At 57.2% G+C, this 10,743-nt stretch carries 1 protein-coding gene; it reads right to left on the bottom strand.

The window, feature by feature from the left end; all coding sequences use genetic code 11:
- Nucleotides 1-215: 215 nt before the first annotated feature.
- Nucleotides 216-10,724, bottom strand: a complete 10,509-nt coding sequence (locus ACFOEV_RS01000; protein WP_386770695.1) for a LysM peptidoglycan-binding domain-containing protein — start codon at nt 10,722-10,724, stop codon at nt 216-218.
- Nucleotides 10,725-10,743 lie beyond the last annotated feature (19 nt).

The raw sequence follows: 10,743 nt of genomic DNA, 5'->3' as shown, positions 1-10,743 counted from the left end.
TCAACTTTACTAACGTAGTCACAGAGTCGATAAAGTGAAATTCAAGAAGTAAAAAAAGAATAATGCTCCACTAAGAGTGGCCATGACAGAATTTTCAAAAAGGCAGCGTAGGTTTTGCGAAAAATTTGAATTCTGACGCTTTATCAGGACCGTTCGGACTATCGTCATACCCTGCACTTCGAGATTGGACTATGCACAGGGGGGCCTAAGGCACACTAACGTGGTTCTTTCTCTGGCAGATATACCCGGTCGCCAGGGAATAGGGTGCTGGGATCGATGATGTGGTCCAGGTTCAGCATCACCACTTTTTCGACATCGTGCCCGTTGCGCACTGCGATGCCTCCGAGTGTCTGCCCTGGCTGGACATCGACCGACTCATAGTCCTGGGCTTCCAGCTCGGGATTGATGCGCCCGTTCTCTCCCATTGCTCCCTCGGCATGTTCGTCGACATGGTGAGCCATCACCCAGCCTTGTTGCTCGTTAACAGAGTCCATGCCACGAACGGGAACCCATTCATTGCCTTCAGCATCAGAGACTCGCAAACCTGTTTCGGTCAGGAAGGTGCCATGCGGGAAGTGCGTGATCACGGAGGAAGTGCCGGTAGGAGCGGCGTGCAAGGCAAGGCCTTGCCTGTTAAGGACAGCCAGTTGGGCCTCGACAACATTCGATGTTGATTGAGAGGGCACATCTGGAAGTGGTGATTCAGCAATATTTGCAACCCGTGATGGAGGCGGTTCGGGAGCCGTGAAGCTGGACGGTACATAACCAGGTAATTGACTCGTATCCGTTAGGGGCTTGGCCTTGATCTTCTGCTCCTCATTGTTGAGCAACTGTATGAAGAGAGCATTGGCACCAAAAGCCATGAACGCCCAAGCGAGCCTTCTTTGGCGATTCTCCTTGTCTCCGGCTGCTGGACGCGAATAACGCAATATTGCTCGCGACTCGCCGGCCAGCCAATGCATACCGGTCCCCGCCATGGCCGTGTTGAACAACAACCGCTCGGCTGCCCATGCCGCGCTTCCCACATCGCCCGCCATGGCGCTTGTCACCGCATTGACGAAATCACCTGCCGCCAGATAACTGCCATACCCAGCAGGCAGAAAGGCTCCAGCCAATCGAAAAGGCGTGCGCAATTCGGTGTTACGATCCGCCAGATTGGAGCCGAGCTTGCCACTGATGATACGTAAGGCATTCTGGTTGATACCCTTTTCCCGATTCATCAATGTAGAAGCTCGCTCAGGTGCCAGCAGGCTCCCCTGCCCTGAGTGAAAAGCCCCCATGCTGACCACATTACTCAGCAGGTTCGCAAGTGAGAAGCCACGACCGCGGCGAGTACGGGCATCAAAGACATTCAAACTCGGCGGCTCTATTCCCAGGGCCGCCGTGCCCGCATTCTCGAAGCGTCGCACCTCCGCAATAATGGCGTCATTGCGAGCCGCTTCCGACAAAGGACTACGTTGCAAGTGCGCGACATTCGCCTGCATCTGGCCGGCATGCCAGACGACCTGCTTAATATCCTGTTCCGATACCCCCACTTCTCGTGCCACTGAAAGGAATCGGTTCAGTGTCGAGGCAAAGTTCTTATCATCGAGAAGACCCTTTTCGGACATGCGTTCCCACAGCAGCCTGTCATAACGCTGAACCGTAACTTGATGCCGAGAGAGGGCCCCACGCATGGTAGTTGCAGAGGAGCCCGCTGTCTGTAACGCCTGCGCGGCTCCTCCTGTTACCGCCTGCCCAACACCATAGGCAACGCCATGGGCTGCAAGCGTTGCAACCAATGTCGCCGCATATGTGGAGAACTTTCTATGTTTGGCACCCCACGATGTACCCAGGCCTGCCTGCTGCTTATTAGCACTCACCATGAGTGGTGGCGGTGTTTCTGGATAGGCAACATCCGTCACCAAGCCCGGCTGTTCACTGGCATTCCCTCTTCTGGATAGATGCAGCCAATCATCGAATGCGGTCAGCGCCTCACCGTGCGCCACTTGTCGACGCTTGCTCAGTAACTCCAGAGAGGCCTCGGCATGTCTCAATTTATTATCCAGGCGCTTTGCGCCAAGCAGATTCCCCATCGAGTGATGGTGCTCGATTTCTTGCGTGATGGCTGCGCGAGTTTTCTCCACCATGAGGGTATGCCCATGATCGACCATCGCCTCATAATTGCCTCGCAAGAATCGCCAGGCCAGGTGACTATCGACATGTGCCAGTTCATTAATAAACGGAGATTGGTTTGTCAGGGTACGCCGGTACATGCTGTCGTTCTCTGCAGGTGCCGAGCCGCTTTCATGAAGGATGGCATCAGGATGACGCTGCAGAAAGCGGATGAGGCCCCGGCGCAACTCAGGCGACTCAATCAATGCACGTGCTGAGTGCTCTCCCACAGTAAAGCGAACATTGGGAGCTGCTTCAATCAGCTGCTCCATCCGCGCGATATGCTCCGGCACTCGTCCTGACCATTGCCTTCCGTGTGTATCGGTAAGCTCGACTCGGATGGGTTCGACACTCGGCTTCAGGAACACATCCAACCCCAGATCACTCAATACAATGGGGGTATCGGCACTGTCGAAGTCTCTGGCGAGATTCATAATACCTTCGAATTGGCGATCATAGGCCACTATCCCCATCTGAGGCCGGCCATCCTCACCAACCGGCACAGGGCCCCAGTCACTTTCTATCGTGACAAACATTCCACGATCCTGTGCTGTTCTTATTATGCACTCCAAATTGGTGACATGGGCCTGCTCGCCAAAGTGGAAGCCTGCAGCACGCGTTGCCAGGCTCTGACGACGTCCCAACATGGTGGTAGCGACACCCCGCTCGGCCATGACATGCACACCGCCGCTGAATACGAAGGGAAACTCTGATAGCAGCGACTCAATTTGCTGACTGGCCGACTTCTTACCGAGCCAGCGAACACCCATCAGTCCGGTAGGTATTCGTAATTGTGGATCGATACGCGCCGCCAGATCGGGATCGCTCCTGAGGAGGTTTAGTTCCTCTTTCGCCACCTTGCGGTTCTTGTGCTCAGAGAGGCGAATTCTCCCTTGCTCTGCAGTCAGGGAGTTCTCCGACCCCGGCCCGAAGCTTTCGGCAGGATATCCCGCCGTAGACCTGTTACTAGCGCCAAGCCCCACGGCATATGCTTTCAAGTCTTTCCCGTCCTTCGGCACCCCTGTGCTGATCACTCCCCGAGCGTCTGCCACGAAACTAGCCAAGGTTCTCGCGGACAGATCACCCAACCGGTGGGCATGCGCATCGGCATGGAAACTCCCATCCATGTCATAGCGGCGCAACAAATCAGGCCAGCTGTCGATGTTCGAAGCACGCCGATTCAGGTATCTCTGAGCCCCGACATCATCCCAATCCTTACGAACTGCACTACGCCGATCAGAACTTGAGCTTAGCAATGCCAATCCACGATACTGGTATTCACTGGATTGAGCCGCTGCTTCCAGAACTGGATCAGGCCGCAAGGTAATGGCTAACCCCGATTTTTCGGAAAAAGGAGAAGCTCCATACGTCGAAATATTCCAACCGGTCTGACGATGGGCGCTAAAATCTTGCGCATGGCGACCTTTCAGGCCTGAGAGCCCCACCGCGGGCCACCCCTCGAGCTGGAAGAAAGTATCGGCACGACGGGCATGACGACCGGTATGCCCGATCAACAAGGCATTGAGCAAGGACGAAGCTGGCGGCGCCTCATCACCTTGGACAGTATTGGGATATGCCAACCCATCACGTAGCGCAACACTACGCCGATAGTGCGAATGCCCCATGGCGGGGCGTGTGAACTCCCCCGCTGCGGAAGACGCGAGAGCTTTATAGAAGTCTCCCCGGGCGCCTGTGGCTCTGCCAGTGACGAAGTGCGCACCACTGATCAGGCGCACCAAGAAGTGGTCGACGGCCTGTTGTGAGAGCTCGCCAGACTTTAACTCCTCATTGGTGTGATAGAGCCGATAAGACGCTTCCTTGGAACTTCCCTCCACCCAGCTGGGGTGGGGCTCCTGCATGACAATTCTGTGTTTCTGTACATGCGAAACCAAAACTTGGAGGAAAGCGTAATCACTCTTTCCAACGTTTCCTGGCATGGGAGCATCCGGTGAAAAGAGGATATGTCGCCAGGCACCTCGAAGGTTCTCAATGATGCGTTGCCTATCTTCTGGTGACACTAGGAAAACGCTGGTCTCTCCTTGTTCTTGAGCCTGCTGTATCTGCTCCTTTAATCGATTGGTATCACGGACTTCCAGAGAGAACAAACTGTCTTGGAAACGGCTTACTCCCGTTTTGCCTTCCACAAATTCAAGTTTACCCGGTAGCTCCACATATGATGCCTTTTCCCAAGGGGGTACCGTCGGCTCCCGTTGTGCCCCACTGGAATCAGCCGAGACGCTCTTTTCACTCGATTGGGGTACTGATGCGGTATCCTGGCCGCTTTCCGGCATATGATGCCAACCGCCCCGACCATCGTACTCTGCAAAGGGAAGTTCCTCTCCCTGCCGGAACCGTTCCCTGACTTGCTTTGCCGAGAGCGCCGTGACAACGGCATACAAGTCTCGATTGGACTTCACTTCTCGCCCAACTGGCCACTGGATGGTGCCCGCATCATCCACACGGCCACTGAGCGGCACGGTTCCCCGCTTCAGGGTGAAGCCTTCAATGTCTTGCCCCGATGTCCGGATAAAGTGAACATAATGCCCCGCCGGTAGATCGCCCGCCAACGATGCCTGATTCAGGGCCTCGATGTCATCGAGATGGTAAAGGCGTGCATGATCCTGAGGCATTTCGTTCCCACTAGACCTTCCTGCGGCAATCGTTTCCTGGCCTTCAATGAGACTACGTTGTGCTGCCGCTGCTCGGTCCGAGATGCGACGCTGAGTATCAATGGCAGGCTCTGCAAGGTGTGCCGCAACCTCGTCAATATATGGGCTCGATACATGTTCGTCGGATGCCCCGCGGATCCATGGCATGATGATGGCTTCCCCACTTTCCGGATCACGCACGAGGATATGAGACTTATCAGCCACTTCGGGCGCATCCCCTCGCAACGGCTCCGTTCCCTTCGGTGGGATATAAACGTCCTCGAGAGCCTCGGGAGGGGTGCCCAGGACACGGTCCGCGACATGCTCACCAGAAGGCTGCAAGTCTGGTCTAACTGGCGCATTTTCCGTACCAGCATCCTCCTCCGGTCTTGTGGCTCGCAATGCCCGGTAACCCATACCCATACCGAAGAGGCCACTGGCGAAGCCCATCACGGCATCAGTTCTTTGCAGCCGCGACATCTCATTCCAGCTCGTCATTATATGGATACCGGAATATCCAAGTAGCGGTGCCCCGGTAACCATAGAGGCAATGTCGAGCCTGCGCGCCATATCGAAGGCTGTGCCGCGTTTGGTCACAAGCTTGGCGGCTTCCTGATACATGGGATTCGCGCTCCAGGCTTGGCCTTTGGTGTTGACGTTACCGATGCTCGTTCGCAGCGCCACGCCACGAGAAATATTCGCTCGGGTCAAGCCCACGTAACGGAAGGCACCGGCTCCCATCGGCAACACCGATGTCGCCAGCATGCCAACTTGCATCGCCCCTTCCGTACTGGCCAGCGGTCTGCCATGCTCATGCATCTCATGAAGATTGGAAGCACTGCGCGCCCCGAAATAAGCGCCTCCTGCGAAGGCGATGGGAGCTGCTATCGGTGCCAGCAGAGGGATAAAAGCGGCAACTGTGGCAATACCGGTACCGATACCAATCACGGGATCCACCCATTGCTCGAACTCACTCAATTCCCGGGCCTGCTGCCACTCATATACCGGTTTTCCATTGGCAGCATCGGTCAGTTGATTGAGGTTCTCCGGTATATAGACGTGGCCACTGTCGGACAGGTAGTTGTGATGTCGATAGTCCTCGAGATTGCGGTACTTGCTGCCGCTCTCGTCCACCAGCCATGTCTTGCCGTCGTCATCCTCCACGGTGAACAGGGCCGAATCGCGTGCCCCTTGCTGACCATCTCGATACAGGATGGGAATAATCCTGACCTCGGCGTCGTCGCCACCGATCTCACGAAGTTGATCGATGACAGCATCCTGCTGTGCCTCATCATCGCTGCCCAGTGCCTTTTCCAGATTCTGCCGCGCATCCTCGTCGCTCAGCGTGATCGACTCCGGCAGCTCGTCGAGGCGATCTGCGATCGCCTCTTCAGCGACCTTGGGGTTATGTTCGTGGTACTCGTTCTCTATCTCCCCGCGCTTCTCGGGATCGAGACGCTCATCGAGGGAATACTTTTGCTGTAGGGAGTCGTTCCATTGAGCCGACTCTTGCAATGTCTCCCGCTTATCTGTCAATTCAGCACGTGCGTCGCTCAGTTCATCTGCCTGCAGACCATCTTCCTGATCCTCCGGACTCAGCCCATTAGTCCTTGCCACCTGCATGGCATCGTCCGATGCCTGGAATCCTGCCCGGGTCAATCCCTCCTCGGTCGTTAGCAGTGCCGCCTGGCTGTCCATCAGTCGGGATCGCGCCTGTGTCAGGCTGCCTTGCGCGCCGTTCGCTTCGAGGTATGCCGCTTCCATTTGCCATTCGGCCTGGACACCCGACTCATGTTCCGCGGAGGCGCCGTCATCGAGCAGCTTCCAGGTCGAGGGACGACTGGCACGGTAGTCAGATTCCTCGGCGGCCAATGCCATCTCCTCGGAGGCGGTTGCATCGCTTTCACGTTGTAGCCTGGCGACTTCCAGGGAGCGCAGGGCCATCGCCACATCGGGATGGACGCTGCGTTGTTCGTCATCGATCGTCACCAGCACGGGATCCACCCCGTCAGGCAGTGTCTCGGTCAGCTTCTGCGTCGTGCCATCGCCATAGCTCTCGACCTGATCGTCATAGGTCCCCTTGGCCTCTTTGGAGATCCGTTTCGCACCGGAGACAGGGTCCTCTCCGCCATCACCATGGGCCTGCCACCACTCGGCCCATTCTCGATCAATGCTCAGTTGCTCCTCGGAGCGACCCTCCGGGGCCTCGCCCGGAGCATAGGTCAGTCGAAATTCGAGCGGATCATCAAGGTCTTCATAAACATTGCGCATATAGAGCTGACCATCGTCGCCCACGATGATCTCGGAGTCCGCCTCCATCATGGCGCCCGTCGGAATGTACTCCGTATAGGCGCCACGTCCCTCCCCATGTCGTTCCGTGTCGGTGAAACCATTGAGATCGACGTGATCCGGATGCCGTTCGCCGTACAGCCCCTTCGCTCGGTCAATAATGTCTTCGCCTTCCTGCAAGACCTCGCGGGCGGCGACCCACTTCTGATGTGCCGCCGCGACCTCCGGATGCACCCAGCGCATTTCGCCATCGATCTCGATGCGTTTCGCCTCTTCGCCACCGGGAACGACCGTGCCTTCACCGTGTTCCTCAAGCTCATCCTGATACTGTCGCTCCAGTGTCGAGATAGGCTTATCCAATGCCTCTGCCGCTTCACCGCGCTGCTCGGCGAGCCACTCGTTCATGGCGCTTTCGGCTTCGTGCCGGTCCTGCGCCACCTCCACCAAGCCGTCATCCGAGCTATAGCGATACTCCTTCCAGCTTGCCCAGTCCTTGTTGATTTGCTGTTGTAGCTTGGTACGCCCTGGATGGTCAGTGTCTGGATCGAAGGTGAGTTGGACTTCCAGTGGCTCATTCAGGTTCTCGTAGGTATTGATCAGATAGAGCTGGCCGTTGCGTTCGACGACTTGCTGATTCAGTAACTCACCCGAGCTGTGTTCGATCTTCTCTCCCTCGGTGAAACCGGAGCCATGACGTACCTGACCCTCTCTTTCGATCCATGTGAACCCTTGTGGGTCGAAGTGCTCCGGATGGCGTTGACGATATTCGTCGAGGACTCGCTCCTCTAGACCATCGTTTCCGTCACGGTCATTCTTGAACTCCTGCCAGGCTTGGTCGGCGTCGCGCTCGGCCTGGGTACGCCCTTCAGGGGCTTCCTCATCGGGGCCATAGGTGAGCTGGAACTCCTTCGTCGTCCTCTCGTAGCCTTCACCGTAGGTATTGATGACATAGAGCTGGCCATCGCGTTCGACGACCCGCGTATCCGTCAATTCACCCGATTCCCATTTATGTTCACTCCCCATGGCACCATGACGTGTTTCCGAGTAACCATCGGGATTGAAATACTTGGGATTGGCCTCTCGAAAGGCTTCCAGCGCATCATTCTGTAACTGGGCAGGCTCCTCACCAAGCTTCAAGTCATGCCAGTCACGGTTGAGACGTTGCTGTTCTTCCGACAGTCCGCGAGGATCGCTTTCCGGGCTCTGGGTTAGTGGAATATCCAGTGGCTCTTCGCGATCCGCATAGATATTGCGCAAATAGAGTTGGCCATCCTTCTCCACCACGGACTGGTGCAGTAATTCACCTGTATGCTCTTTTTCTCCCGAAGGGTTTCTAGGGCTAACCGATTCGGTAGGCTCCTCGAAACCCTCTTCCTTGAAGTAGTCCGCGTACTCCTCGTCATTGCGATAGATCTCAAAGGCATCCTCCTTGAGGCCCTCGGCTTCCTCCTGAAGCGCCTGGTATTCTTGCTCTGTCTCAAGAAAGCCGATCCAGGTATTGGCATTGCGCAGGTTTTTCTCGGCGTCTTCCAGGTTCAGCCCTTGCTGTTTGGGATCTGGCGGCACCCAGCGCAATCCATACGGTGCCAGCAACTTGTCGAGCCGATCACCGGCACCGTTCATGGCCTCCTCAAAGCTGTCATCGAGCGCATAGACCGACAGCTGCGACTGACGACGCCAGGCTTCCGCACGTGCCAGATTCAACGTCAGGCTAGCCGTTTCTTGCGCTTCGAGCGCGTCGGCAATGGCGGGGTCCACCCATTTCCATTCGCCCTGATAGAACATCGCGACCCAATCACCGCCCGAGGAAGCCTCTGCACTCGGTGGCTTGCCCAGTGGATCGCCTTCTCTCGTCCCTTCGCCGGACTTGATGACGTCGCCCTTATCGCCATCCTCGCCAACGATCTCATTGATGGCAGCCTCCACCGCCTGTTTTTTCTCGTCCAGATCTGTCTCTAGGTCCTCGAGTTCCTTGATGTTGCCTTCGTCGTCCCGCTCCACCAGCATCTCTTCGATAACGGCCTGCAGCACCTCGTCTTCTTTGGAATCGTCGGGGGCAAGCTTGAGTAGTTCCTCCGCCAGGAATTGCTCCTCGGTTCCCCGCGCGATCCTGACCTCATCGCCGTCTTCGTTGTTACGCAGCGTCAAGTCACCATCCGGCGGGGTAATCAGCGTATAGCCGTTATCAGTATCCTCCCGAGTCGTCTCACCATCGGCGTTCGTCGTGGTCTTGATCTCGCGGCCATCCGCCTTGGTCACGGTTTCCGTGGTACTGCCATCGGTATGCTCGGTGCGGCGCGTCTCGTTGCCCTCAGCATCGATATACAGCGATGAGTCGTCGACACCTCGTCCCGTGCAGTAGCGGGCAATCACCTTCTCGCTGTCTTCCGCATCGACGATCCTAGTGGTGTATTGCTCGCCGCCATTGGCCAGTTCGTTGGTCTCGGACTCGACCACGTAACCCGCCGCCCTGAGTTGAGCCATGACTTGCTCGCGAGTCAGTCCCTGATCCTCGGCAACCTCATCAATGCTCTTGCCGTTGGCGACCGCCTCGGCGATCTCGTCGATGCCTTCGCGAGTCGTTTCCTGGCCTGGATCGAGCTCCGTGCGACTGCCGTCTTCATCGATGAGCGTGGTGGTGGTCTCGCCATCGTCGTCGGTGACTTCCTCGACCGTCACGCCATTCTGCTCGTACGTGACCGTCTCGGTCGTCTTGCCATCGGCATCCTCCCGCGTCTCGGTCTCGCGGCCGTCCGGTTCGGTGACCACCCTGGTGGTGCTGCCATCGGGGTGCACGGTATGACTTATCTCGTTGCCCTCGGCGTCGGTCCTCCGGGAGGTCGTTGTGCCATCGGGCTTCGTCTCCTGGTGGACGAGGCTCTCCCCGCTCTCCTTATCGGTGATCTCGATGGTATTGACATAACTGGGCCCTTGCCCCGTCACGTCCGATTCGAGTTCGAACCCAGCCGCTTCGAGCTGGGCGATCACCTGGTCTCGGGTCAGTCCCTGGCTCTCGGCAATCTCGTCGATGCTCTGGCCGTCGGCGACACCATCGACGATACCCTCGATGCCCTCGCGAGTCGTTTCCTGGCCTGGATCGAGTGTCGTACGATTGCCCTCTTCGTCGACTACCGTCGTCGTAGTCCCACCATCCTCATCGGTAATCTCTTCGATCACCACGCCACTTGGTTGCTCAGTGGTCTCGACCTCCCAGCCGTCGTCTTCGAGCAGATCAAGCACCTCCTGCCTGCTCAGGCCATGCTCCTCGGCAAGCAGATCGAGACTCTTGCCTTCGGTGGCTTCAGCCGCTATCTCTTCCCTCTCTTCGGGAGAAAGCTCATCGGGCTCTTGGGCGTTGTCGACCGGCTCGACATCCGGCACCGATTCGCTACCGTCTGTCGGCGTGTAGTAAGCGTATGGGGCGAGATTCGTATCATCCTCAAGACCAACGTTCGAGAGCGGCATGGTCTCGAGATAGTCGGGCGAATAGACGCCGAATCCCATGCCGCTGCCTGGAGTAGGAGGGGCCAGTGGTTGTTGAAAGGCAGGCATCCATGCGCCGCTTCCTTGCGCCCGGAAACTGGACGGTGAGGGCTGCTGCGCTCTGTTAAGGGCTGCCGTGAAGGCATCCACGGACTCGGCCTGGAGGAGT

This window comes from Litchfieldella rifensis (assembly GCF_042646605.1).
GTDB lineage: Bacteria > Pseudomonadota > Gammaproteobacteria > Pseudomonadales > Halomonadaceae > Litchfieldella > Litchfieldella rifensis.
The sequence above is the reverse complement of the archived record's forward strand: the minus strand, read 5'-3'. Positions and strand labels throughout refer to the sequence as shown.